The organism is Streptococcus infantis (assembly GCF_047463635.1).
In the GTDB taxonomy this organism is placed as follows: domain Bacteria; phylum Bacillota; class Bacilli; order Lactobacillales; family Streptococcaceae; genus Streptococcus; species Streptococcus infantis_W.
In genome coordinates, this window is sequence record NZ_JASHDL010000003.1 from 63,706 (window position 1) to 87,725 (window position 24,020).

Consider the following 24,020-nt stretch of genomic DNA (forward strand, 5'->3'; position numbering starts at 1 on the left):
CTATTTTGTCTCCTATCTTACAAGTTTTCCCAGTCAAATTCTTCTGCATCTTTGCGAAGCAATTCTTGCGCGCTACGCAATTTTTCAGTAATCTTGACAAAGATACGGAAGTCATCAAAGATGGCATCTAATTTATTAATAACATCAAGATCTACCAAGTCACCATTCTTATCAAATGCTTGAAGAGAATGAGAAAGCAAGAATTCGTCAGGTAGAACTGTCGCTTTAATCTCTGGCGCATTCAAAATTTGACGAAGTTGCAATTGAGCACGTGAAGAACCAAGAGTACCATATGAAGCACCAGTAATCATGACTGGTTTATTCAAAAGTGGGAATACTCCGTAAGAAATCCAAGCAAGGGCGCTCATAAGTACAGCTGGAATTGAGTGGTCGTATTCTGGAGTACCGATAATAACACCATCAGCTGCTTCGATTTTAGCTACGATTTCTATAGCCTCAGCCGGGATTTGTTTGTCGGCTGGTTTGTTGAAAACTGGAAGATCTTTAATTTCGACCAATTCGATTTCTGCTTTATCAGCAAAGTGTTTTTGCATATATTGTAGCAGTTGGCGGTTTGTGGAACGTTTAGAGTTGGTTCCTACAATAGCAATAAGTTTAAGCATGGGCTTTCCTTTCTCTTTTGCATTATTAATTAATTACCGTTGGATACCAGATGAACAAGCGATGCGTCCATCTTTGTCAATGAGGATGGCTTCGATACCATCAATATTTTCGACTTGCCACATGATTGATGCGCTACGTTGGCCAAACAATCGTGTAGTCCATATCTCGCCGTCGACAGATCGATTTGATATAATGGTCAAACTAGCTAAATCCGTTTCAATAGGATAGCCTGTTTCACTATCGAGAATGTGATGATAATCCTTGCCATTGATTTCAAGATGCCGTTCATAAATACCAGATGTAACAACTGATTTTCCAGTAATAGACAAGGTCATCAGGTGATTACCGCGTGGATTATTTGGATCTTGAATGCCGATTTGCCACGGACGTCCATCTTTTGATTGGTTGGTCCCAATTGTGAGGATGTTTCCTCCAAGATTGATAAGAGCAGAAGTGACACCCTTTTCTTTTAGAAAAGTTGCAACCTTATCTGCGCTATAACCTTTTGCTAAACAACCTAAGTCAATTTTCATCCCTTTTTTTTCTAAAAAAACAGTAGAATCAATTGAATCAAGCTTGATCAAGCGAGGGTCTATCAATGGTAAAACGGAAGCAATTTCTTCAGGACTAGCAACTTTCGCATCGGAAAAACCAATACGCCAAGTTTGAACCAAGGGGCCGATACTAATATTGAGATGACTTCCAGGTGCTAGACTATGGTCTAAACCAAAGGAAATCAGTTCAAATAAATCAGGATGAACCTTGACTGGAGCAATTCCAGCTCGATGGTTGATTTCCATCAATTCCGATTCAGAACTGTTGGCATTGAAGCGAAATTCAAGCTCCCTAAGCAAATCAAAAGCTTGCCTGAGCAGACTATCAGCCTGATCATGTACTAAGGAAATGGTAATCGTAGTTCCCATTAGTCGTTGAGAAGATGAACTAAGAGGCAAAAAACCAACTCCTTTCAAGTCAATTGGAAATAGTTGTAAATCCTATCATGAAAGTGATGTAAAGATTTATATTTTATTCCCATGTAAATAGAATATCATAAAGTCAGCGTTTTCACAAATCATTTTTTACAAAAAGTCAAGAAATATGCTCAAAAAACTAAATTCCCTTAAAATAAAATTTGAAAACGCTGGAAATAAGTTAATATACGTTTTCGATCTTTTCAAAAATAAGTGAAAATGAGTAAAAAGCTTGTAAACGCTCACAGATAATGATATACTAGAGGGGTAAATAAAAATTAAAAGGTAGGAATTATCTAATGAGTAAAATCGTAGTCGTGGGTGCTAACCACGCTGGAACTGCATGTATCAACACTATGTTGGACAACTTTGGAAACGAAAACGAAATCGTTGTATTTGACCAAAACTCAAACATTTCATTCCTTGGATGTGGAATGGCTCTTTGGATTGGTGAGCAAATCGATGGTCCTGAAGGTCTCTTCTACTCAGATAAAGAAAAATTGGAAGCAAAAGGTGCTAAAGTTTACATGAACTCACCAGTTCTTTCAATTGACTATGATAATAAAGTTGTTACTGCTGAAGTTGATGGAAAAGAACACAAAGAATCATACGAAAAATTGATCTTTGCGACTGGTTCAACTCCAATTTTACCACCAATCGAAGGTGTTGAAATTGTTAAAGGTAACCGCGAATTCAAAGCAACTCTTGAAAATGTACAATTCGTTAAATTGTACCAAAACGCTGAAGAAGTGATTAACAAACTTGCTGACAAGAGCAAACACCTTGAACGTATCGCTGTTGTTGGTGGTGGCTATATCGGTGTTGAGCTTGCTGAAGCATTCGAACGTCTTGGAAAAGAAGTTGTCCTTGTTGACATCGTAGACACAGTCTTGAACGGTTACTACGACAAAGACTTCACTCAATTGATGGCTAAAAACTTGGAAGACCACAACATCCGTTTGGCACTTGGTCAAACTGTTAAAGCTATCGAAGGTGATGGTAAAGTTGAACGCTTGATCACTGACAAAGAAAGCTTTGACGTTGATATGGTTATCCTTGCAGTTGGTTTCCGTCCTAACACAGCTCTTGCTGATGGTAAGATTGAACTCTTCCGCAACGGTGCTTTCCTTGTTAACAAAAAACAAGAAACATCTATCCCAGGTGTATTCGCTGTGGGTGACTGTGCGACTGTTTATGATAACGCTCGTAAAGACACTAGCTACATCGCTCTTGCATCAAACGCAGTTCGTACTGGTATCGTAGGTGCTTACAACGCTTGTGGACATGAACTTGAAGGAATCGGTGTTCAAGGATCAAATGGTATCTCTATCTATGGTCTTCACATGGTTTCAACTGGTTTGACACTTGAAAAAGCAAAAGCTGCAGGTTACAATGCAACTGAAACTGGCTTCAACGATCTTCAAAAACCAGAATTTATGAAACATGACAACCATGAAGTAGCTATCAAGATTGTCTTCGACAAAGATAGCCGTGAAATCCTTGGTGCTCAAATGGTATCACGTGATCCAGCAATCAGCATGGGAATTCACATGTTCTCATTGGCTATCCAAGAACATGTTACAATTGAAAAATTGGCATTGACAGACCTATTCTTCTTGCCACACTTCAACAAACCATACAATTACATCACAATGGCTGCACTTACAGCTGAAAAATAATGATTTGTAAAACGGAAGATTTGCTTCTTCCGTTTTTATCATCAAAAAAATGAGAGTGGGACAGAAATCGGTAATTCGTTAGAATTCGATTTCGTCGTCCCACCTCCGCACAGTTGAGTAGGGCTGTAAAAGCTGATGAAATGAGCGAAGTAGAGCCCACTCAACCACTGCGTCTTGCTCGACAATTCAAAGACAATTGAGAGGCTAGGACTTTTGTCCCAGCCTCATTTTTGATATCTAGATGTCATGAATTTTCTTCTTTTACAAAGGTGAAGCCTTCTCCTAGAATTTCGTGAGCTTCAGTGATGGTAATAAAGGCTCTAGGATCGATCGTATGAATCAGTTCTTTCATCTTAATCATTTCATTTCTTGCTACGATACAGTAGATAATTTTTAAATCTTTTTGACTGTAGTAGCCTTGCCCTGATATGAAGGTGACACCTCGACCTAATTCTTCATTGATTTTATCTGCCACTTCCATAGGCTTTTGAGTGATAATCATAAAACCTTTTCCAGCATATCCGCCTTCACCAATCAAGTCAATAACTCTTGAGACGATGAAGTCAAATAGAAGTGTATAAGTAACGAGACGAAGGTCTTGGAAGATAATTAAAATGAGCATTAAGATGAGGAAGTCTAGTGCAAAGAGTAATTTCCCTACGGAGATATTGGTGTACTTGTTCAGGATTCGAGCGACGATATCTGTTCCTCCAGTGGTACCACCAGCATTGAAGATAATACCTAGACCAAGTCCCAAAAGAACACCCGCAACTAAAGCAACGATGACAAGATCTCCCTTAAGATTAAAGCTGAGAGGAATCTTTTCAAAGATTGCTAGCCAAATAGATAAGGAAATAGTACCAAGCAGGCTGCTGTATAGGGTCTTCGCACCAAATATTTTCCAGGCTAGAATGAATAATGGGATATTGATGATGAGGTTCATCACGGAGATAGGGATGTTAAAGAGATAATAGGTAATCAAGGTGATTCCTGTTGCTCCACCCTCGAATAAGTGGTGGGGCACAACAAAATACGTGAGTCCGAAGGCATAAATGGCAGCTCCGAATATAATGGTTAAAATAGATTTGATATGTCGTAGCATTGAACGCACCTCCCATTTTTAATTGAGTCTATAGCAGTAACAGCCCACAAGTATACAAGACTTTATTTGATTTTCATGGACTGAATTTTTTCAGGGTCGGGTGTAACACGGAGGGTCTTTTGTCCAGTATAGGTGACAAAACCAGGTTTTCCACCAGTTGGTTTGTTGAGTTTTTTAACTTCAATCATATCTACCTGAACGAGATTTGAGAGACGTCCCTTAGAGAAGTAGGCTGCAAGTTCTGCAGCGTCTGTTTTTACCTCATCAGTCGGATTGAGATTGCCTGAGATAACAACATGACTTCCAGGGATATCCTTAGCGTGGAACCAGAGTTCTTCTTTACGGGCCATTTTAAAGGTCAATTCCTCGTTTTGTAGGTTATTGCGCCCCACGTAGATGATCGTTTTTCCATCACTAGCTAGATACTGCTCTGGTTTCTGTCGTTTCTGGATTTTTTCCCTTTGTCTTCGACGGATAAAACCTGTTTGGATTAATTCTTCTCTAATTTCAGCAATTTCATCGAGTCCGGCTTGATTGAGGACAGTTTCGACACTTTCTAGATAGAGAATGGTTGCCTTGGTTTCTTCAATCAGGTCAGTCAGGTATTTAACAGCTTCTTTTAATTTCTGATAGCGTTTGAAGTAGCGTTGAGCATTTTGGTTTGGCGTTAATGCCTTATCAAGTGCAATCGTGATAGGCTGGTTGGTGTAGTAGTTTTCTAAAATGACCTGATCTTGGTCATTGGGAACTTGATGGAGGAAAGTGGTTAGTAACTCACCTTTTTGACGAAATTCTTCTGCATTTTCGGTAGCCAGAAGTTCTTTTTCCTGTTTCTTTAGTTTTTGACGATTCTTTTGTAGTTCGTTTTCGACGCGACGTATGAGTTCACTTGCCTGTTGTTTCACACGGTCACGTTCGGCTTTATCCTTGTAATAGACATCAAGTAATTGTGAAAGACTGTCAAAATTCTCCGCTGTTTTACTAGAAAAAGGCACACAAGAAAAGGATTTATCTGTTAGGCAAGGTTTGGTTTCTTGTCCAAAGAAGTGCCGGAAAGTGGCTAGTTTATCATTAAGCAGTTGTCTTTCTAACTCGGTTGCTGTATCTCTTCCCAAACCTTGAAAGAGGTTTTGAAGATTTTTAGCAGTTAACTCTTGGGTTTGCAGAATTTCAAAGAGCTTTTCATCCTTGATAGTAAAAGGATTGAGAGATTCGGTGCTTGGTGGAGCGATATAGGTTGATCCTGGAAGCAAGGTGCGGTAGCTATTTTGAGAGAAACCGATATGCTTGATAACTTCAAGGATTTTGTGACTAGACTTATCTACAAGTAGAATATTACTGTGTTTGCCCATAATCTCGATGATGAGAGTGGCCTGGATATGGTCCCCAATCTCGTTTTTATTGGAAACTGTGATTTCTACAATACGGTCGTTCTCAATCTGCTCGATTGACTCGATAACTGCTCCTTGAAGATACTTTCTCAATACCATAATAAAAGTAGATGGCTGAGCAGGGTTTTCAAATGTTGATTCTGTTAACTGGATGCGTCCAAAAACTGGATGGGCAGACAGGAGCAAACGATGACTTTTACGATTGCTACGGATTTGCAGGACCAATTCTTGGTCAAAGGGTTGATTTATCTTTTGGATGCGACCATTTAGTAGTTCAGTTCGCAATTCCTCAACCATGTGGTGTAAAAAAAATCCATCAAATGACATGGTTCTCTCCTCGTGAATGTATTCCATAGTATTATATCAAAAAGGTAGAATAAAATCATAGAAATGTGATATAATAAAGCCAAGTAAAGAGAATCGAGAAGCACATGTATATTGAAATGGTAGATGAAACTGGACAAGTTTCAAAAGAAATTTTAGAACAAACACAGGAAATTTTAGAATTTGCTGCAAAAAAAATTGGAAAAGAAGACAAGGAAATGGCGGTCACATTTGTGACCAACGAACGAAGCCATGAACTCAATCTAGAGTTTCGTGATACCGATCGTCCAACAGATGTTATCAGTCTTGAATATAAGCCGGAGTTAGAGATTGCCTTTGATGAGGAAGATCTGGAAAATGATCCCGACTTGGCAGATATGATGTCAGAATTTGATGCTTATATCGGTGAGCTTTTCATTTCCATTGATAAGGCACATGAGCAAGCTGAGGAGTACGGTCATAGTTTTGAACGTGAAATGGGCTTCTTGGCAGTGCACGGCTTTTTACACATTAACGGCTATGATCACTACACTCCCGAAGAAGAAGCGGAGATGTTCGGTTTACAAGAAGAAATTTTGACAGCCTATGGACTCACAAGACAATAAACGAAAATGGAAAAATCGTGACCTAATCTCCAGTTTAGAATTTGCCATTACAGGAATTTTTACTGCGATTAAGGAAGAACGTAACATGAGAAAGCATGCAGTGACGGCTCTAATAGTTGTACTTGCAGGTTTTGTTTTTCAGGTGTCACGAATCGAATGGTTATTTCTACTTTTGAGCATTTTCATGGTAGTAGCTTTTGAGATTATTAATTCAGCTATTGAAAATGTAGTAGATTTGGCTAGTCACTATCACTTTTCTATGTTGGCAAAAAAAGCTAAAGACATGGCGGCTGGAGCCGTACTTGTAGTCTCTCTTTTTGCCGCTTTGACAGGTGCACTCATCTTTCTCCCACGGATTTGGGATTTATTATTTTAAACAGTAAGAGGAAATTATGACATTTAAATCAGGATTTGTAGCCATTTTAGGGCGACCAAATGTAGGGAAGTCAACTTTTTTGAATCACGTTATGGGGCAAAAGATTGCTATCATGAGTGATAAGGCGCAGACAACGCGAAATAAGATTATGGGGATTTATACGACGGATAAGGAACAGATCGTCTTTATCGATACCCCAGGAATTCACAAACCAAAGACAGCGCTTGGAGACTTCATGGTAGAGTCGGCCTATAGCACCCTTCGAGAAGTGGATACCGTTCTCTTTATGGTGCCAGCAGATGAGGCTCGAGGTAAGGGTGATGATATGATTATCGAGCGTCTTAAAGCTGCTAAAGTTCCTGTAATTTTGGTGGTCAATAAGATTGACAAGGTTCACCCAGATCAACTTTTGGCTCAAATTGATGATTTCCGTAATCAGATGGACTTTAAGGAAATTGTTCCTATTTCAGCTCTTCAGGGAAATAACGTGTCTCGTCTAGTCGATATTCTAAGTGAAAATCTTGAGGAAGGTTTCCAATATTTCCCTGCGGATCAAATTACTGACCATCCAGAACGATTCTTGGTTTCTGAGATGATTCGTGAAAAGGTCTTACACTTAACTCGTGAAGAAATCCCACACTCAGTTGCAGTAGTGGTGGACTCTATGAAACGAGACGAGGATACAGACAAGGTTCATATCCGAGCAACTATCATGGTCGAACGTGACAGCCAAAAAGGGATTGTCATCGGTAAAGGTGGTGCCATGCTCAAGAAAATTGGGACTATGGCTCGTCGTGATATTGAGCTCATGCTAGGAGACAAGGTCTTCCTAGAAACATGGATCAAAGTTAAGAAAAACTGGCGCGATAAAAAGCTAGATTTGGCTGACTTTGGCTATAACGAAAAAGAATATTAAGAAGAGGTGGGCAGTAGCCTGCTTCTTGTTTTTAGAGAAGGAGGAGCTATGCCTGAATTACCTGAGGTCGAGACAGTTCGTCGTGGCTTGGAAAAATTGATTCTGGGGAAGAAGATTACAAGCATTGATATTCGTTATCCCAAGATGATTAAGACAGATTTGGATCAGTTTCAGAAAGAATTGCCTGGTCAAGTTGTTAAATCTATGGGGCACCGTGGTAAATATTTACTTTTCTATCTAACAGACAAGGTCTTGATTTCTCATCTACGGATGGAAGGCAAGTATTTTTATTATCCAGGTCAAGTCCCTGAACGTAAGCATGCCCATGTTTTGATTCATTTTGAAGATGGTGGAACTCTTGTTTATGAGGATGTCCGCAAGTTTGGAACTATGGAATTGCTTGCTCCTGAACTCTTAGATGCTTACTTTGTATCTAAAAAGCTTGGACCGGAACCTACTGAACAGGATTTTGATTTAGGAAGATTTAAACGAGCCTTGAAAAGGTCAAAAAAACCTATTAAATCTCATTTACTTGACCAGACGCTAGTTGCAGGATTGGGAAACATTTATGTAGACGAAGTACTCTGGAGGGCCAAGGTTCACCCTTCTAGACTTTCTAACAGTTTAACTGCTCAAGAGGCTAGAAAAGTCCATGATCAAACCATTGAAGTCTTGGGGCAGGCTGTCGAGAAAGGCGGTTCAACCATTCGCACCTATACCAATGCTTTTGGTGAAGATGGAACCATGCAGGACTTTCATCAGGTCTATGATAAAGCTGGACAAGCTTGTTCACGTTGTGGATCCATTATCGAAAAAATTCAACTCGGTGGTCGTGGAACCCATTTTTGCCCAAAATGTCAAAGGAGAAAGTGATGGGAAAAATTATTGGAATCACTGGTGGTATTTCGTCAGGTAAGTCCACTGTCACAAATTTTCTAAGACAAAAAGGGTTTGAAGTGGTAGATGCGGATGCAGTCGTCCACAAACTACAAAAATCCGGTGGTCGCCTTTATCAGATTTTAGTAGAGCATTTCGGTGAAAAAGTCCTTCTAGAAGATGGGGAACTGAATCGCCCTATCCTTGCCAGTCTCATCTTTTCAAATCCTGAGGAGAGAGAATGGTCTAAACAGACTCAAGGACAAATTATTCGTGAAGAATTGGGCTCTTTGAGAGACAAGTTATCTCAGACTGATGACGTATTTTTCATGGATATTCCATTGCTTTTTGAACAGGACTATGCTTCATGGTTCGATGAAACTTGGCTAGTTTATGTAAGGCGAGATACCCAGCTGGATCGCTTAATGAACCGTGATCAGTTATCCAAAGAGTCAGCTGAAACTCGTTTAGCTTCACAGTGGCCTTTAGAAGAAAAGAAGAAATTTGCTACTTATATATTAGACAATAATGGCAGTCGAGAGCAGCTTTTGAGTCAAGTAGTGACTTTACTTGAAGGAGGCGATGCTCATGCAAGAGATTAGTTGGAAGGATAATCTTCGTATTGCTTGGTTTGGTTGTTTTTTAACAGGAGCTAGCATTTCTCTCGTTGTTCCTTTCATGCCTATTTTTGTCGAACAGTTAGGAATTGAAGGAGATCAAGTTGCCTTTTATTCAGGTTTAGCTATATCAGTCTCAGCCATTTCTGCAGCCTTTGTATCACCAATTTGGGGTATCTTAGCAGACAAGTATGGTCGAAAACCCATGATGATTCGTGCAGGGCTAGCCATGACTATTACTATGGGAGGTCTGGCCTTTGTTCCAAATGTTTTCTGGCTCTTGTTCTTAAGGTTTCTTAATGGAGTTTTTACAGGATTTGTACCCAATGCGACAGCTTTAATTGCTAGTCAAGTCCCCAAAGATAGGTCAGGATACGCTCTAGGGACTTTATCAACTGGTGTTGTCGCTGGAACTTTGACTGGTCCCTTTGTCGGTGGTTTCATTGCCGAAATTTTTGGCATTCGGAATGTCTTTTTATTGGTTGGTAGTTTCCTGTTCTTGGCAGCTATCTTAACCATTCTTTTTATCAAAGAAAACTTTCAACCAGTGCCAAAAGAAAAAGCACTCCCTACAAGAGAGCTCTTTACTTCTGTTAAATATCCTTTTCTCCTGATAAATTTATTTCTAACTAGCTTTGTGATTCAATTTGCTGCCCAATCTATTGGTCCCATCCTTGCCCTGTATGTACGAGACCTTGGACAGAAAGAGAATCTTCTCTTTGTCTCTGGTTTGATTGTATCCAGCATGGGATTTTCAAGTATGATGAGTGCAGGTATCATGGGTAAATTAGGTGATAAAGTGGGCAATCATCGACTACTTGTCGTAGCTCAGGTATATTCAGTTTTCATATATCTATTATGTGCAAATGCGACTAGCCCATTCCAATTAGGCTTCTATCGTTTTCTATTTGGTCTGGGGACAGGAGCTCTGATCCCTGGTGTCAATGCTCTCCTAAGCAAAATGACTCCTAAAGTTGGCATTTCAAGGGTATTTGCCTTTAATCAAGTCTTCTTTTATCTAGGAGGAGTGATAGGTCCCTTAGCAGGATCAGTAGTAGCGGGACAATTTGGCTATCACTCAGTATTTTATGCAACAGCTCTTTGTGTAGCTCTCAGTTGTTTATTTAATCTTATCCAATTTAGAACATTATTAAAAGTGAAGGAAATCTAGTGCGAGTAAAAATCAATCTCAAATGCTCCTCTTGTGGCAGCATCAATTATCTAACCAGTAAGAACTCCAAAACCCATCCAGACAAGATTGAGGTCTTAAAGTATTGTCCTAAAGAAAGAAAAGTGACTCTACATCTTGAATCTAAGTAGAAATTATGGTAGAATAATAGGGATTTTAAGGAGTTTGATATGTATAACCTATTATTAACCATTCTATTAGTATTATCTGTTGTGATTGTGATTGCAATTTTTATGCAACCAACTAAAAACCAATCTAGCAATGTATTTGATGCCAGTGCAGGTGATTTGTTTGAACGTAGCAAAGCGCGCGGTTTTGAAGCTGTGATGCAACGTTTGACAGGAATTTTAGTCTTTTTCTGGCTAGCCATTGCCTTAGCATTGACGGTATTATCAAGTAGATAAGAAAATAATGGGCGGGACTAGGTCTTTGCCTATTTTTATTTTTAAAAGTGGTCACACCTAAGTTATAGTTCAAAATGAAAATAAAAAATCTAGAAAGAAAACATGAAAGATAGAATAAAAGAATATTTACAAGAAAAGGGGCGGGGCACAGTAAATGATTTGGCTCAAGCTCTCGGAAAGGATGGTTCTAAGGACTTCCGTGAGTTAATCAAAACCCTTTCCTTGATGGAACGTAAGCACCAGATTCGCTTTGAAGAAGATGGTAGTTTAACCCTAGACCAGAAGAAAAAACATGAGATTACCCTAAAAGGAATTTTCCATGCCCATAAAAATGGTTTCGGTTTTGTGAGTCTTGAAGGCGAAGAAGACGATCTTTTTGTTGGAAAAAGTGATGTTAACTATGCCATTGATGGCGATACTGTTGAAATTGTCATTAAGAAGGTTGCAGACCGACAGAAAGGAACTGCTGCAGAAGCAAAGATTATCGATATTTTAGAACACAGTTTCACGACAGTTGTCGGGCAAATTATTCTTGATGAAGAGAAACCAAAGTATGCGGGTTATATCCGTTCTAAAAATCAAAAGATTATACAACCGATTTATGTGAAAAAGCCATCTCTCAAACTGGAAGGGACAGAAGTTCTCAAGGTCTTTATCGATAAGTATCCAAGTAAGAAACACGACTTCTTTGTGGCGAGTGTCTTAGATGTTGTCGGACATTCAACGGATGTAGGGATTGATGTCCTCGAGGTCTTGGAATCAATGGACATTGTATCCGAGTTTCCAGAAGCTGTTCTCAAAGAAGCGGAAAATGTACCAGATGCTCCTTCTCAAAAAGATATGGAAGGACGATTGGACCTGAGAGATGAAATTACCTTTACCATTGATGGAGCTGATGCAAAAGACTTGGATGACGCAGTTCATATCAAACCATTAAAAAATGGAAATATCGAACTAGGAGTTCATATCGCGGATGTTTCATATTATGTAACGGAAGGTTCTGCCCTTGATAAGGAAGCCCTCAATCGTGCGACTTCTGTTTATGTGACAGATCGTGTAGTTCCAATGCTGCCTGAGCGTCTTTCAAACGGCATCTGTTCTCTTAATCCTCAAGTGGACCGCTTGACCCAATCGGCTATTATGGAGATTGATAAAAATGGCCGTGTTCGTAATTATACGATTACGCAGACAGTTATCAAGACAAGTTTCCGAATGACCTATAGTGATGTCAATGACATTTTAGCTGGTGACGAGAAGAAGAGACAAGAGTATAAGAAAATTGTTCCTAGTATCGAACTTATGGCCAAGCTTCATGAAATTCTTGAAGGTATGCGGATTAAGCGTGGAGCTCTTAATTTTGATACCAATGAAGCTAAAATCTTGGTTGACAAGCAAGGGAAACCAGTAGATATTGTTCTTCGTCATCGCGGTACTGCAGAACGTATGATTGAGTCCTTTATGCTGATTGCAAATGAAACAGTTGCTGAGCATTTTAGCAAACTTGATTTACCTTTCATCTATCGTATCCATGAGGAACCTAAAGCTGAAAAAGTTCAAAAGTTTATTGATTACGCTTCTAGCTTTGGATTACGAATCTATGGAACTGCGAGTGAGATTAGCCAGGAAGCACTCCAAGACATCATGCGTGTTGTTGAGGGTGAGCCTTATGCGGATGTTCTCTCTATGATGCTTCTGCGTTCCATGCAGCAGGCTCGTTATTCTGAGCATAACCATGGTCACTATGGCCTAGCATCGGACTATTACACACACTTTACCAGTCCGATTCGCCGTTATCCGGACCTCTTGGTTCACCGTATGATTCGTGACTATGGACGTTCTAAGGAAGTGGCGGAGCATTTTGAACAGGTTATTCCAGAGATTGCGACCCAGTCTTCTAATCGTGAGCGCAGAGCTATTGAGGCAGAGCGTGAAGTTGAAGCCATGAAAAAAGCTGAATACATGGAAGAGTTTGTGGGTGAAGAGTATGATGCAGTCGTTTCAAGTATCGTCAAGTTTGGTCTTTTTGTTGAATTACCAAATACAGTTGAAGGCTTGATTCACATTACAAATCTTCCTGAGTTTTACCATTTCAATGAACGTGATTTGACTCTTCGTGGAGAGAAATCAGGGACAACCTTCCGTGTGGGACAACAGATACGCATTCGTGTCGAAAGAGCCGATAAGATGACTGGCGAGATTGATTTCAGCTTTATTCCAAGCGAATTTGATGTGATTGAGAAGGGGTTGAAACAGTCTGGCCGTAAGGATAGAGGTCGTCGTTCGGATAAGAAAGAAGACAAGAGAAAAACTAGCCGCTCAAATGATAAGCGTAAGCATTCATCAAAAGACAAGAAGAAAAAGAGCAAGAAACCTTTTTATAAGGAAGTAGCAAAGAAAGGAGCTAAGCATGGCAAAGGGCGAGGGAAAGGTCGTCGCACAAAATAAGAAAGCAAGCCACGATTATACAATTGTTGATACCATTGAAGCAGGAATGGTCCTCACTGGTACAGAAATCAAAAGTGTTCGAGCAGCCCGCATCAATCTGAAAGATGGGTTTGCTCAGGTTAAGAATGGGGAAGTTTGGCTGAGCAATGTCCATATCGCTCCTTATGAGGAGGGCAACATCTGGAACCAGGAGCCAGAACGTCGTCGTAAACTTCTCCTTCATAAAAAACAAATCCAGAAATTGGAGCAAGAAACCAAAGGGACAGGGATGACTCTGGTTCCACTTAAAGTCTACATCAAAGACGGCTATGCCAAGCTTCTTTTAGGACTTGCTAAAGGAAAACATGACTACGATAAACGTGAGTCGATTAAACGTCGTGAGCAAGACCGAGACATTGCGCGTGTTATGAAAGCAGTTAACCATCGATAGAAAGAGTGAAGTAAATGGAAAAACTAGTTGCCTATAAACGAATGCCAGTATGGAATAAAGACACCATGCCTGAAGCTGTTCAAAGAAAACACAATACCAAGGTCGGAACCTGGGGGAAGATTACCGTATTAAAAGGGGCTCTTAAGTTTATTGAATTGACTGAGGAGGGGGAAGTTATAGCTGAGCACCTCTTTGAAGCAGGTGCTGATAATCCGATGGCGCAACCTCAAGCTTGGCACAGAGTGGAAGCTGCCACAGATGATGTGGAATGGTACTTGGAATTTTATTGTAAAACAGAGGATTATTTCCCTAAGAAATACAATAGCAATCCAGTTCATTCGGAGGTTTTAGAAGCTATACAGACCGTGAAACCATGTAAAGCACTAGACCTGGGCTGTGGTCAAGGAAGAAACGCCCTCTTTCTCGCTCAACATGGATTCGATGTCACAGCTGTAGATCAAAATGAGTTATCCCTTGAAATCTTGCAAAGTATCGTAGAGCAAGAAGATTTAGAGATGCCTGTAGGTCTCTACGATATTAATTCAGCTAGTATTGGTCAAACTTATGATTTTATCGTATCAACGGTTGTTCTTATGTTTTTACAAGCAGATCGTATTCCAGCTATCATTCAAAACATGCAGGAACAAACCTCAATTGGAGGTTACAATTTGATAGTGTGTGCTATGGATACAGAAGATTATCCATGTTCAGTGAACTTCCCATTCACCTTTAAAGAAGGGGAATTGGCAAATTACTACCAGGACTGGGAGTTAGTGAAGTACAATGAAAATCCTGGTCATTTGCACCGTCGTGACGAAAATGGCAATCGTATCCAACTACGATTTGCGACCATGTTGGCTAAAAAGGTAAAATAAGCTAATAAAACGAATAGAGGATAGAAAAATCTTCTATTCGTTTTTCTATATAAAGATTTGAGAATGAATTATTGTAATTATGCTATACTAGAAGTGTAGAAAATGATTAAGACAATCTCTTAACCCATATTTCTATGAAGTTTATTCTAAGTAATTTTAAATTTTCTATACAACTAGCAAATTTTTAATAGGGAGGTAGCGATATGCCTAGTCTTTTAGTCGAACTTTTTGATCATCACACTATCGAGAAAAATGTTTATCAGACTTTTATTTGTGATTGTGATGAGGTTTTATTTCTCTCCTTGAAAAAAATTACAGAAGATGAAAGATTGGCCTTGAAACATTTTTTGCTGGATCAAGTTTCCCATGTAAAACAAGTGCATTTTCGGCAAATAAGTCTAGATAAGATTACGGATGATTTGAATCTTTTCTTGACTAACTATGATTCAGTGACCATCGATGTTTTTGGCGGAGATAATCTATTAGCAATGGTTCTTTATCAGTATGCTTTGGAGAGAAATATACCACTTCTTGCAATGGATGTTGACCATGGTCTACAGTATGACTGGAAGCTTGGGAAATTGGAGAAAAAGAACCTGGTGGTCCCAACTCTAACCATCCAGCAGTTGATTGCCCTACGTGGTGGTAAACTACTAAAGTCCAAGCAACCTTTCCATACGCCTAAACAGATTGCTGCTATCAAAAAACTGGCAAATTTTGCCCTTACAAATCCTGAAGAGTGGTTAAAAGTAACACAATTTTTTGCGCTGGCAAAGACGAGTAATATTCATTCTGAAACAGGAAAAGTGCTAGAGAATAATGGGAAACGTTATTATTACCCTAAATCTATCATTTCCTTATTAACAGATGCTGGCTTGCTCCATATTGAAGAGGAAACTTCTAAACACGTTAGTTATACTTTTTCTACCCCCGAGGCCCAACTGCTTTGTCGGAGCAAAGGCCATATTTTAGAACTCTATCTTTACCTTCTAGCGCTAGAGTCAGAGTATTTTGATGAATGTATGATTGGGGCTGAAATTGATTGGAATGGTATTTTCCCTGAGGCTGATAATGTACAAAATGAGATTGATGTTGTCCTTCGTAAAGGTAGGTCCATTGTTTTTATTTCCTGTAAAATGACAGACTTATCAGTAGAGGCTATAAATGAATTAAAACTTTATGCCACCCATTTTGCCGGGGAAAGTTGTCTAAAACTAATTGTTTGTTCTGGGAAAATAAATCCAGTATACATCAATCGTTGCCATGAATACGGAGTCTTGGTCATAAAAAATGATCAGATTTCTAACATCATTCCGATGTTGGAAAAGAAACTCAAAAGAAAAAGCAGATAAAAACTCTCTCTTAAGTCGTTAAATAATCTATGAAAAGGCTGTTTTTCTCAGCCTTTTTCTTATCCTTTTCGAATAAAGTAGAAAAGGAGGTTTTATGTTTTTAGCTAGAGATGAAAATGGGCACCTAGTCAATGCCTTAGAGGATGAACTAGTCAAACAAGCTTATTATTGTCCGGCTTGTGGAACGAGTGTCCGCTTGAGGAAAGGAAAAAACGTGCGTGCACATTTTGCCCATGAAAGTCTTAAAAAATGTGATTTTTTCCATGAAAATGAAGGACCAGAGCATCTGGAAAACAAGAAACGTTTATTTTATTGGGTTAAGAAGAATGATGAAGTTGAGATGGAATATCCCATACCTGAACTGAAGCAAATCGCAGATATCTTTATCAATAAGAAAATAGTTTTAGAAATTCAGTGTAGTCCCATTTCTTGTGAACTTTTACGGGAGAGAAGCAATGGTTATCGAAGTTTGAGTCTTCAAGTTCTTTGGCTACTAGGAGAAAAGCTCTGGCTAAGAGAGCGTCTAACTAAACTTCAGAGAGATTTTCTTTACTTTAGTAATAACATGGGCTTTCATATTTGGGAGTTAGACCATAAACAACAGGTTTTGAGACTCAAGTACCTACTCCACCAAGATTTGAAAGGGAAACTCCATTATAAAGTCAAGGAATTTTCTTATGACAAAGGAAATCTTCTAGAAATATTACGGACTCCTTATCAGCAACAAAATCTTATCACTTTTTCGGTCGAACAAGATAAGAACATTTGTCGTTACATTCAAAAACAACTCTATTATCAAAATCCCTATTGGATGAAGCAACAAGCTCAGGCCTACTTGAGAGGGGAGAACCTTTTGAATCGGAAGAATCAGGACTGGTATCCTCAAGTAAGGCCGATAGAAAACGGATCTTTTTGTCAAATTAAACAGGATATTAGTGATTATTATCGCAACTTTAGAATTTATTATCAAAAAAATCCTCAAACAGAGTTACAAAAGCTCTATCCACCTGCCTTTTATCAGCAATATTTCTTAAAAAATGTGGTAAAATAGAAAGGATGGAGGAATCTTATGGTATTACAACGAAATGAAATAAATGAAAAAGACAAATGGGATCTATCAACGATCTTTGCTACTGATCAGGCTTGGGAAGATGCCCTCAACCAACTGTCAGAGGAAGTGGAAACAGTTGACCAATATGTAGGTCATCTTTTAGACAGTGCTCAGAGCTTGCTTGAAATTACTGAACGTTCTCTAGAGTTAGAGCGCCAGTTGGAGAAGCTTTATGTCTATGCGCATATGAAAAATGACCAAGACACCCGCGAAGCTAAGTATCAAGAATACTATGCTAAGGCTATGACGCTTTATAGCCAGCTTGATCAGGCACTTTCTTTCTACGAGCCAGAGTTTATGGAGATTACTGAGGAACAAATGACTGCTTTCTTGTCTGCTGAACCTAAACTTGAGCTCTATAAACACTTTTTTGATCAGCTCTTACAAAAGAAAGATCATGTTCTTTCACAGCGTGAAGAAGAATTGCTTGCAGGAGCCAGTGAAATCTTTGGGTCGGCAAGTGAAACCTTTGCTATCCTAGACAATGCTGACCTTACTTTCCCTTACGTTTTGGATGACGAAGACAATGAAGTGCAACTCTCTCACGGAACTTACATACGTTTGATGGAATCAAAAAATCGTGAGGTACGTCGTTGTGCCTATGAAGCACTTTATGCAACTTACGAGCAGTTCCAACACACCTACGCTAAAACCTTGCAGACCAATGTTAAAGTGCAAAACTATCGTGCTAAGGTTCGTAATTACAAGAGTGCACGTGAAGCAGCTCTTGCGGCTAACTTTGTACCAGAAAGTGTCTATGACAATCTAGTGTCAGCAGTTCGCAAACACTTGCCACTTTTGCATCGTTATCTTGCACTACGTTCAAAAATCTTGGGAATTCCTGACCTCAAAATGTACGATGTCTATACACCATTGTCTTCAGTGGAGTACAGCTTTACTTATGAGGAGGCCTTGAAGAAGGCAGAAGAAGCTTTGGCAGTTCTTGGTGAGGATTACTTGAGCCGAGTTAAACGTGCCTTCAGCGAACGTTGGATTGATGTTTATGAAAACCAAGGCAAGCGTTCAGGTGCATACTCTGGTGGTTCCTACGATACAAATGCCTTCATGCTTCTTAACTGGCAGGACAATCTAGATAATCTCTTTACTCTTGTCCATGAAACTGGTCACAGTATGCACTCTAGCTATACTCGTGAAACCCAGCCATACGTTTATGGAGACTATTCAATTTTCTTAGCAGAAATTGCTTCAACTACTAATGAAAACATCCTGACAGAAAAATTATTGCAAGAAGTTCAAGATGATGCAACACGCTTTGCAATCTTAAACAACTTCCTAGATGGATTCCGTGGTACAGTCTTCCGTCAAACTCAGTTTGCTGAATTTGAGCACGCTATCCACCAAGCTGACCAAAATGGAGAAGTTTTGACTAGTGAGTTCTTAAATGAGCTTTATGCCGACTTGAATGAAGCTTACTATGGTTTGAGTAAGGAAGATAATCCTGAAATTCAATATGAATGGGCTCGTATTCCACATTTCTACTACAACTACTATGTGTATCAATATTCAACAGGCTTTGCAGCAGCTTCAGCCTTGGCTGAAAAGATTGTACATGGTAGCCAAGAAGATCGTGATCGCTACATCGATTACCTCAAGGCAGGGAAGTCAGACTATCCACTTAATGTCATGAGAAAAGCAGGCGTTGATATGGAGAAGGAAGACTACCTCAACGATGCCTTTGCAGTCTTTGAACGTCGTTTAGATGAGTTTGAAGCTCTTGTTGAAAAATTAGGATTGGCATAAGGCAGATGGTAAAGTCTTATAGTAAAAATGCCAATCATAACATGCGACGTCCTGTTGTCAAGCATGAGATTGTCGAGTTCATGCGCCACAGACAAAAGCAGGTGACGGGTTCTCTAAAAGAGCTAGAAAACTTTGCTCGCAAGGAGAATATCCCTATCATTCCTCATGAAACCGTCGCTTATTTTCGTTTCCTTATGGAAACCATTCAACCAAAAAACATTTTAGAGATCGGTACGGCTATTGGATTTTCAGCACTTTTAATGGCAGAGCATTCACCCAAGTCAAAAATCACCACTATTGACCGAAATCCTGAGATGATTGGTTTTGCCAAAGAAAATTTTGCAAAATTTGATAGCCGCAAACAAATCACTCTCTTAGAAGGTGATGCGGTAGATGTCCTGTCAACGTTGACTGAGACCTATGATTTTGTATTTATGGATTCTGCCAAGTCCAAATACATCGTCTTTCTACCAGAAATCCTCAAACACCTCGAAGTAGGTGGAGTCATTGTCTTGGATGATATTTTCCAAGGAGGAGATATTGCGAGGGATATTATGGAAGTCCGACGTGGACAACGGACGATTTATCGTGGCTTGCAAAGATTATTTGATGCGACTTTGGACAATCCAGGATTAACCGCTACTTTGGTTCCTCTTGGAGATGGGATTCTCATGCTAAGAAAGAATCAAGCAGAAGTAGAACTGCCTGATATTGATTGATTTCAGATATTTTTAAGACAATTTGGTAAAATAGATAAGGTAAACCTTTATTTAGTATACAAAAGGAGTAAACATGAAGAAAAAACTAATGGCAGGAGCCATCACATTGTTGTCAGTAGCTACTTTGGCTGCTTGTTCAAACAGTTCTGAAGGAACTGACTTGATTAGCATGAAAGGCGATGTTATTACTGAGCATCAATTCTTTGAAGAAGTCAAAAATAATGCTACTGCTCAACAAGTCTTGCTGAATATGACCATTCAAAAAGTTTTTGAAAAACAATATGGTTCAGAAGTAAGTGATAAAGAAGTAGATGATGCAGTTGCAGAAGAACAAAAGAAATACGGTGATAGCTATCAAACGATTCTCGCCCGTTCAGGTATGACTGCAGAAAGCCGTAAAGCTCAAATTCGTACAAGTAAATTAGTTGAGTATGCTGTTAAGAAAGCTGCTGAAGCTGAATTAACAGATGAAAACTACAAAAAAGCTTTTGAAGAGTATACTCCAGAAGTAACGGCTCAAATTATTAAACTTGACAGTGAAGATAAGGCTAAGGAAGTTCTTGCCAAAGCAAAAGAGTCTGGAGCTGACTTTGCACAACTTGCAAAAGACAATTCTACAGACGAAAAGACAAAAGAAAATGGTGGAGAAATTACTTTTGACTCTGCATCAACAGAATTACCAGATGTAGTTAAGAAAGCAGCTTTTGCTCTTGATGTCAACGGAATTTCAGATGTTATCACTGCTCCAGGAACTCAAGCTTATACAAGTAGTTTCTACATTGTTAAGTTAACGAAGAAGTCAGAAAAATCTTCAAACTTGGATGATTATAAAGAAAAACTTAAAACAATCATTTTGACTCAAAAACAAAATGATGCAACCTTTGTTCAAGGTGTTATTAGTAAAGAATTACAAGATGCCAACATTAAAGTTAAAGACCAGGCCTTCCAAAATATCTTTACACAATACATCAAAGGCGAAACAACTTCTGACAGCAGCAGTAGCGCCTCAAACTAATAAAAAAACTATCTATCTTTCTTTTTTAGAAAGTAGATAGTTTTTTTCTATTGGACTTCTTTCAGAATTAGCAGTAGTGCATCTAGTACACGAGATCTTTGTTCTGTAGGAAGAAGTTTCAATTCGTCAATCAGACGGGATATTTTGGGGTCTTCTTCTTTCAGTTGGATATCAAAGAAAGTGTCTAAATCTACTTCTAATGCTTCCATGACTTTTTCTAGAGTTTGAATCTTTAAGTTTGTTGATAGATTTTCTAATTTGTAAACATAATTTGTTCCTAAGTCAGCCATTTCCTCTAATTGTTCTTGGGTATATCCTCTTTCTATTCTGAGTAAACGGATGCGTTTAGAAATGTAGTCTTGCAAATTACTTTTATTTTTGACCATGTAGTACCTCGCTACTTACATGATACAGTCAAACGACTGCATTTTTTAGACTTTAAATAGTTACATTTTAATAAAATGACTTTAAAAAGTTGTATATTGTGGTATAATGAAGGTATAAAAAAATAAAAAGGGGAAACCTATGAAAAAAGAATTGATTGCTTTGACTGCCATAGCAGCAACGTGCCTTGCAACAACTGTAAGTGCAAATGAGGTAGCTGAACCCAATGTAGATAATGCAGGTGGTGTTCGTACTGCTCAAACTGAGCCAGCGTTTAACATTACTGATGCTAAAACCGAACCAGCTTTGGTAGAGAAAGAAGCGCCTAAGAAAGTGGAAGTGAAAACTCCTACTAAGGAAGACGTTGCTGAACTTGGTGCTACTGCTAAACAAACCCAAGAAGATGCAGATAAGGCAAAAGAAGTCTTGGATCAAGCGAATGACACTTCTGATAAAGCAGAAAAGAAAGTCGCTGACTTGAAGCAAGCTAAAGACGATGCTCAAAAGATTGCTGATAAAGCAACTCCTGAGGTTATCCAAGGTGCTGAGAAGAAAGTGGAAGATGCAAAAGCAAAAGTTCCAACTGCTGAACAAGCGGTATCTTCTGCGCAAACTGAACAAGATGATGCAGACCGTAACGTTGCTATTCAAGGCAAAACTGTAGGTACAAAACAAGCAGAAGTGACTCAAGCGAAAAATGGAGTTACTGATGTTAAAGCTACCGTTAAAAATGCAGAGGACGCTTTGAATGGTGTTGGTCTTGCTGACGCTAAAGAGAAACAAGACGCAGCTATTAAAGAAGAAGCTACAAGCAAACAAACCCAAGCCGATGCACAAGAAGCTCTTGATGCTGCTAAGAAGTTGGACGGTGAGCTTGCTGAACAACTAAACCAAGCAGAAGCAACTGTTAAAACTGCTACAAAAGATGTAGAGCGTATTGAAAACGAAGCTAAAGAAGCGAAAACTAACCGTGATAATGCTCTTGCTACTTATAACCAAGCGGTATCTGTCCTTGATGCCCTTCAAGATAGCTCTAAGAAACAAACCATTACCCTTTCACCAGCTTTCATTCAAGCAGTGAAAGATGAAATGGAGTTCCTTCGTCAAATCCGTTCAGGTGTCGAAATGACTGAGGAAGAACGTAACGCTAAAAACGATGAGATTTATGACCGTATCGTTGGTTCACAAGTAGAACACAAGAAACTCAATAAATACGTTCCAAGCAAAGCAGACCAAGCCGATAAAACTCGCTATGACATCAACAATCTCCCACAAGCGATTAAAGATGAGTTGAACTATTACGTGGTTGACCTTATCAACCAAATGCGCCGCCAACTTGGACTCCCAGATGCGGTTCTTTCAAAAACATCTTTTGAATTTGCAGATAAGGTTGCAAAAGAATATGAGAAAGTAAATTTCTCCTATGCTATGAAGAAAGAGTACCGTGCTAAAGGTGGTGTTGGACACTACGCTATCGGTATTAACAAGGTCGCTAAAGAATATGGCATGCCTACAACAGATGCAGAGGAAGAAAGCAAGGGTCAACAGTATTATGAAAATACTGTGACGACTTATGTTTTCCATAACTTTGATGATGCTGACGGGGTTTACCGTAAGACTCTTGGTGAAATGAAAGAACAGTTATATAACGATCTTATCATGCTTGTGTCAACTAAAGGTGATTATGGACACACCCAAGGTATCCTTCAGTTCGACCATGCTCATGAAACTATCTACTTCGGTGGTGTAGCCCAAAGTAAAACAGACGACTTTTACACTACTCACTTCTTAACTGCTATTCGTAGTGAATATGTAGATGGTTCTAAATGGGACAAAACACCTATTGCTAACCCACTAAGTAACGAAGCGATTGAGCGTAAGTTGAGCGAAGCTCGTCAAACGCTTGCTGATGCTATGACTGCTCGTGATAACACACAAACTACGTTTGAAGCGAAAACAAAAGCAGAGTCAGATGCTAAACTTGCTCTTACAAACGCAGAAGCTAACTTGACTGCCTTGAAGAACGGTGAAAGCCCACTTGCAAACGCACAAAAAAACTTTGATGCAGCAAAAGAACGTCATGATAATGCAGTAGTAACTCTTTCTAACGCTAACGCTCTTGTCAACAATTTGACTGTTACACAGTCTGTTACAGAAGAAGCTCTTAAAGATGCACAAGCAAAATTGAAAGACGCTGAGAAAGCTCTTCAAACTGCACAAGAGGCACTTAAAGCAGAAGAAGATAAGATGGCAAATCTTGAAGTAATCGCTTCAAGCAAAGCCAAAGCGGTATCTAATGCTAAGAAAGCACTTCAAGATGCACAAGAAGAAGTTAAACAAGCCGAAAAAGAGCTTGCAGACCTTAAAGGTGCGCACACTCGCTTGGCAGAAGTGAAAGCAGAGCTTGAGAAAGCCGAAGCAGAGCTTAAAGATGCTTACAAAGCACAAAACAAAGCTAAAGTAGACTATGAGGTTAAGAGCCTTGCAGCAGATCAAGCGAAGATTGCTTATGAAACTGCCAAAGCGAAATATGAAGAAGCAGAAACAAAACGCTTGGCTGAACTTGCAGACGCTAAACGTAAAGAACTTGAAAAAGCAGGTTACCAACCAGTACCAGTTGTAGATGGTCGTGGGAATGTGGTTGATTATACAGCAGAGAAAGTAACGGTAGGAACTAAAGACGACAAAACTTATCAAGCGCCTGCACAAGCTACCAATGCAAAAGTAGAACCTAAGAAACAACTTCCAAATACAGGAACGAAGGAGTCAGGGCTTTTAGCATTGCTTGGAGCAAGTGTTGGACTCCTTGCTTTAGCAGGAAAACGAAAATATAGATAAAATAGAAAGGGCGTTA

The 24,020-nt window shown here is 39.3% G+C and carries 23 protein-coding genes; 18 read left to right on the top strand and 5 right to left on the bottom strand.

Annotation, left to right across the window (positions count from 1 at the left end; genetic code table 11):
* Positions 1 to 17: 17 nt before the first annotated feature.
* Entirely contained in the window at positions 18 to 623 is a 606-nt protein-coding gene (locus tag QM867_RS03050) for an NADPH-dependent FMN reductase (protein WP_371607673.1), read from the bottom strand.
* 33 nt (positions 624 to 656) lie between these two features.
* Positions 657 to 1,577 (bottom strand): FAD:protein FMN transferase, encoded by a 921-nt coding sequence (locus QM867_RS03055; protein WP_371607674.1) that lies wholly within the window; start codon positions 1,575 to 1,577, stop codon positions 657 to 659.
* Between the two features lie 317 nt (positions 1,578 to 1,894).
* Between QM867_RS03055 and nox the strand changes: the two genes are divergently transcribed.
* Positions 1,895 to 3,274, top strand: coding sequence for a H2O-forming NADH oxidase (nox, locus tag QM867_RS03060; RefSeq protein ID WP_414315145.1), 1,380 nt, complete (start codon positions 1,895 to 1,897; stop codon positions 3,272 to 3,274).
* A 244-nt stretch (positions 3,275 to 3,518) separates the two neighbouring features.
* Here nox and QM867_RS03065 read toward each other — a convergent pair whose 3' ends face one another.
* A complete protein-coding gene (locus QM867_RS03065; protein WP_414315146.1) occupies positions 3,519 to 4,376 on the bottom strand; it encodes a YitT family protein in 858 nt (285 codons plus the stop codon).
* 62 nt (positions 4,377 to 4,438) lie between these two features.
* Complete coding sequence (locus QM867_RS03070; protein ID WP_315639239.1) at positions 4,439 to 6,094, bottom strand: NFACT family protein; 1,656 nt, start codon at positions 6,092 to 6,094, stop codon at positions 4,439 to 4,441.
* A 104-nt stretch (positions 6,095 to 6,198) separates the two neighbouring features.
* Here QM867_RS03070 and ybeY point away from each other — a divergent pair, with 104 nt between their 5' ends.
* From ybeY to prsA, 16 genes are all read left to right on the top strand, one after another.
* Positions 6,199 to 6,696 (top strand): rRNA maturation RNase YbeY, encoded by a 498-nt coding sequence (ybeY, locus tag QM867_RS03075; RefSeq protein WP_000275150.1) that lies wholly within the window; start codon positions 6,199 to 6,201, stop codon positions 6,694 to 6,696.
* Complete coding sequence (locus QM867_RS03080; RefSeq protein ID WP_000378151.1) at positions 6,677 to 7,072, top strand: diacylglycerol kinase family protein; 396 nt, start codon at positions 6,677 to 6,679, stop codon at positions 7,070 to 7,072. Before ybeY ends, QM867_RS03080 begins: the two co-directional genes overlap by 20 nt.
* Positions 7,073 to 7,088: 16 nt before the next feature.
* Positions 7,089 to 7,988, top strand: a complete 900-nt coding sequence (era, locus tag QM867_RS03085; RefSeq protein ID WP_315639237.1) for a GTPase Era — start codon at positions 7,089 to 7,091, stop codon at positions 7,986 to 7,988.
* Between the two features lie 48 nt (positions 7,989 to 8,036).
* Positions 8,037 to 8,861 carry a DNA-formamidopyrimidine glycosylase gene (gene mutM, locus QM867_RS03090; RefSeq protein WP_414315147.1) on the top strand — a complete coding sequence of 275 codons (825 nt, stop codon included), beginning with the start codon at positions 8,037 to 8,039 and terminating at the stop codon, positions 8,859 to 8,861.
* Positions 8,861 to 9,466, top strand: a complete 606-nt coding sequence (coaE, locus tag QM867_RS03095) for a dephospho-CoA kinase (protein WP_414315148.1) — start codon at positions 8,861 to 8,863, stop codon at positions 9,464 to 9,466. The genes mutM and coaE overlap by 1 nt, the downstream gene beginning before the upstream one ends.
* A complete protein-coding gene (locus QM867_RS03100) occupies positions 9,453 to 10,652 on the top strand; it encodes a multidrug efflux MFS transporter (RefSeq protein WP_315639232.1) in 1,200 nt (399 codons plus the stop codon). Before coaE ends, QM867_RS03100 begins: the two co-directional genes overlap by 14 nt.
* Positions 10,652 to 10,801, top strand: a complete 150-nt coding sequence (gene rpmG / locus QM867_RS03105; protein ID WP_001809104.1) for a 50S ribosomal protein L33 — start codon at positions 10,652 to 10,654, stop codon at positions 10,799 to 10,801. Before QM867_RS03100 ends, rpmG begins: the two co-directional genes overlap by 1 nt.
* A 39-nt stretch (positions 10,802 to 10,840) precedes the next feature.
* Positions 10,841 to 11,074 (top strand): preprotein translocase subunit SecG, encoded by a 234-nt coding sequence (secG, locus tag QM867_RS03110; protein ID WP_000282514.1) that lies wholly within the window; start codon positions 10,841 to 10,843, stop codon positions 11,072 to 11,074.
* Between the two features lie 102 nt (positions 11,075 to 11,176).
* Positions 11,177 to 13,519 (top strand): ribonuclease R, encoded by a 2,343-nt coding sequence (rnr, locus tag QM867_RS03115; protein WP_414315149.1) that lies wholly within the window; start codon positions 11,177 to 11,179, stop codon positions 13,517 to 13,519.
* Positions 13,482 to 13,949 carry an SsrA-binding protein SmpB gene (smpB, locus tag QM867_RS03120; protein WP_153224728.1) on the top strand — a complete coding sequence of 156 codons (468 nt, stop codon included), beginning with the start codon at positions 13,482 to 13,484 and terminating at the stop codon, positions 13,947 to 13,949. The genes rnr and smpB overlap by 38 nt, the downstream gene beginning before the upstream one ends.
* A gap of 14 nt (positions 13,950 to 13,963) precedes the next feature.
* Positions 13,964 to 14,824, top strand: coding sequence for an SAM-dependent methyltransferase TehB (tehB, locus tag QM867_RS03125; protein ID WP_153224727.1), 861 nt, complete (start codon positions 13,964 to 13,966; stop codon positions 14,822 to 14,824).
* A 203-nt stretch (positions 14,825 to 15,027) separates the two neighbouring features.
* The gene (locus QM867_RS03130; protein ID WP_153224726.1) at positions 15,028 to 16,176 is read left to right on the top strand and encodes a DUF1887 family protein; all 1,149 of its coding nucleotides are present in this window, start codon (positions 15,028 to 15,030) and stop codon (positions 16,174 to 16,176) included.
* Between the two features lie 94 nt (positions 16,177 to 16,270).
* Complete coding sequence (locus QM867_RS03135; protein WP_414315150.1) at positions 16,271 to 17,227, top strand: competence protein CoiA; 957 nt, start codon at positions 16,271 to 16,273, stop codon at positions 17,225 to 17,227.
* An 18-nt stretch (positions 17,228 to 17,245) separates the two neighbouring features.
* The gene (pepF, locus tag QM867_RS03140) at positions 17,246 to 19,048 is read left to right on the top strand and encodes an oligoendopeptidase F (RefSeq protein WP_414273445.1); all 1,803 of its coding nucleotides are present in this window, start codon (positions 17,246 to 17,248) and stop codon (positions 19,046 to 19,048) included.
* Positions 19,049 to 19,053: 5 nt separating this feature from the next.
* Positions 19,054 to 19,767 (top strand): O-methyltransferase, encoded by a 714-nt coding sequence (locus QM867_RS03145; protein ID WP_153224723.1) that lies wholly within the window; start codon positions 19,054 to 19,056, stop codon positions 19,765 to 19,767.
* Between the two features lie 73 nt (positions 19,768 to 19,840).
* Positions 19,841 to 20,782, top strand: a complete 942-nt coding sequence (prsA, locus tag QM867_RS03150; RefSeq protein ID WP_000728085.1) for a peptidylprolyl isomerase PrsA — start codon at positions 19,841 to 19,843, stop codon at positions 20,780 to 20,782.
* A gap of 47 nt (positions 20,783 to 20,829) precedes the next feature.
* Here the strand turns inward: prsA and QM867_RS03155 are convergent, their stop codons facing one another.
* A complete protein-coding gene (locus tag QM867_RS03155; protein ID WP_153224722.1) occupies positions 20,830 to 21,168 on the bottom strand; it encodes a helix-turn-helix domain-containing protein in 339 nt (112 codons plus the stop codon).
* A 139-nt stretch (positions 21,169 to 21,307) separates the two neighbouring features.
* Here QM867_RS03155 and QM867_RS03160 point away from each other — a divergent pair, with 139 nt between their 5' ends.
* The gene (locus QM867_RS03160; protein ID WP_414315151.1) at positions 21,308 to 24,004 is read left to right on the top strand and encodes an SEC10/PgrA surface exclusion domain-containing protein; all 2,697 of its coding nucleotides are present in this window, start codon (positions 21,308 to 21,310) and stop codon (positions 24,002 to 24,004) included.
* Positions 24,005 to 24,020 lie beyond the last annotated feature (16 nt).

Bases quoted from the DNA above. Each gene is read 5' to 3' on its own strand.
- QM867_RS03050 (WP_371607673.1), bottom strand. From the start codon at position 623: ATGCTTAAACTTATTGCTATTGTAGGAACCAACTCTAAACGTTCCACA.
- nox (WP_414315145.1), top strand. From the start codon at position 1,895: ATGAGTAAAATCGTAGTCGTGGGTGCTAACCACGCTGGAACTGCATGT.
- QM867_RS03065 (WP_414315146.1), bottom strand. From the start codon at position 4,376: ATGCTACGACATATCAAATCTATTTTAACCATTATATTCGGAGCTGCC.
- QM867_RS03070 (WP_315639239.1), bottom strand. From the start codon at position 6,094: ATGTCATTTGATGGATTTTTTTTACACCACATGGTTGAGGAATTGCGA.
- ybeY (WP_000275150.1), top strand. From the start codon at position 6,199: ATGTATATTGAAATGGTAGATGAAACTGGACAAGTTTCAAAAGAAATT.
- QM867_RS03080 (WP_000378151.1), top strand. From the start codon at position 6,677: ATGGACTCACAAGACAATAAACGAAAATGGAAAAATCGTGACCTAATC.
- era (WP_315639237.1), top strand. From the start codon at position 7,089: ATGACATTTAAATCAGGATTTGTAGCCATTTTAGGGCGACCAAATGTA.
- mutM (WP_414315147.1), top strand. From the start codon at position 8,037: ATGCCTGAATTACCTGAGGTCGAGACAGTTCGTCGTGGCTTGGAAAAA.
- coaE (WP_414315148.1), top strand. From the start codon at position 8,861: ATGGGAAAAATTATTGGAATCACTGGTGGTATTTCGTCAGGTAAGTCC.
- QM867_RS03100 (WP_315639232.1), top strand. From the start codon at position 9,453: ATGCAAGAGATTAGTTGGAAGGATAATCTTCGTATTGCTTGGTTTGGT.
- secG (WP_000282514.1), top strand. From the start codon at position 10,841: ATGTATAACCTATTATTAACCATTCTATTAGTATTATCTGTTGTGATT.
- rnr (WP_414315149.1), top strand. From the start codon at position 11,177: ATGAAAGATAGAATAAAAGAATATTTACAAGAAAAGGGGCGGGGCACA.
- smpB (WP_153224728.1), top strand. From the start codon at position 13,482: ATGGCAAAGGGCGAGGGAAAGGTCGTCGCACAAAATAAGAAAGCAAGC.
- tehB (WP_153224727.1), top strand. From the start codon at position 13,964: ATGGAAAAACTAGTTGCCTATAAACGAATGCCAGTATGGAATAAAGAC.
- QM867_RS03130 (WP_153224726.1), top strand. From the start codon at position 15,028: ATGCCTAGTCTTTTAGTCGAACTTTTTGATCATCACACTATCGAGAAA.
- QM867_RS03135 (WP_414315150.1), top strand. From the start codon at position 16,271: ATGTTTTTAGCTAGAGATGAAAATGGGCACCTAGTCAATGCCTTAGAG.
- pepF (WP_414273445.1), top strand. From the start codon at position 17,246: ATGGTATTACAACGAAATGAAATAAATGAAAAAGACAAATGGGATCTA.
- QM867_RS03145 (WP_153224723.1), top strand. From the start codon at position 19,054: ATGGTAAAGTCTTATAGTAAAAATGCCAATCATAACATGCGACGTCCT.
- prsA (WP_000728085.1), top strand. From the start codon at position 19,841: ATGAAGAAAAAACTAATGGCAGGAGCCATCACATTGTTGTCAGTAGCT.
- QM867_RS03155 (WP_153224722.1), bottom strand. From the start codon at position 21,168: ATGGTCAAAAATAAAAGTAATTTGCAAGACTACATTTCTAAACGCATC.
- QM867_RS03160 (WP_414315151.1), top strand. From the start codon at position 21,308: ATGAAAAAAGAATTGATTGCTTTGACTGCCATAGCAGCAACGTGCCTT.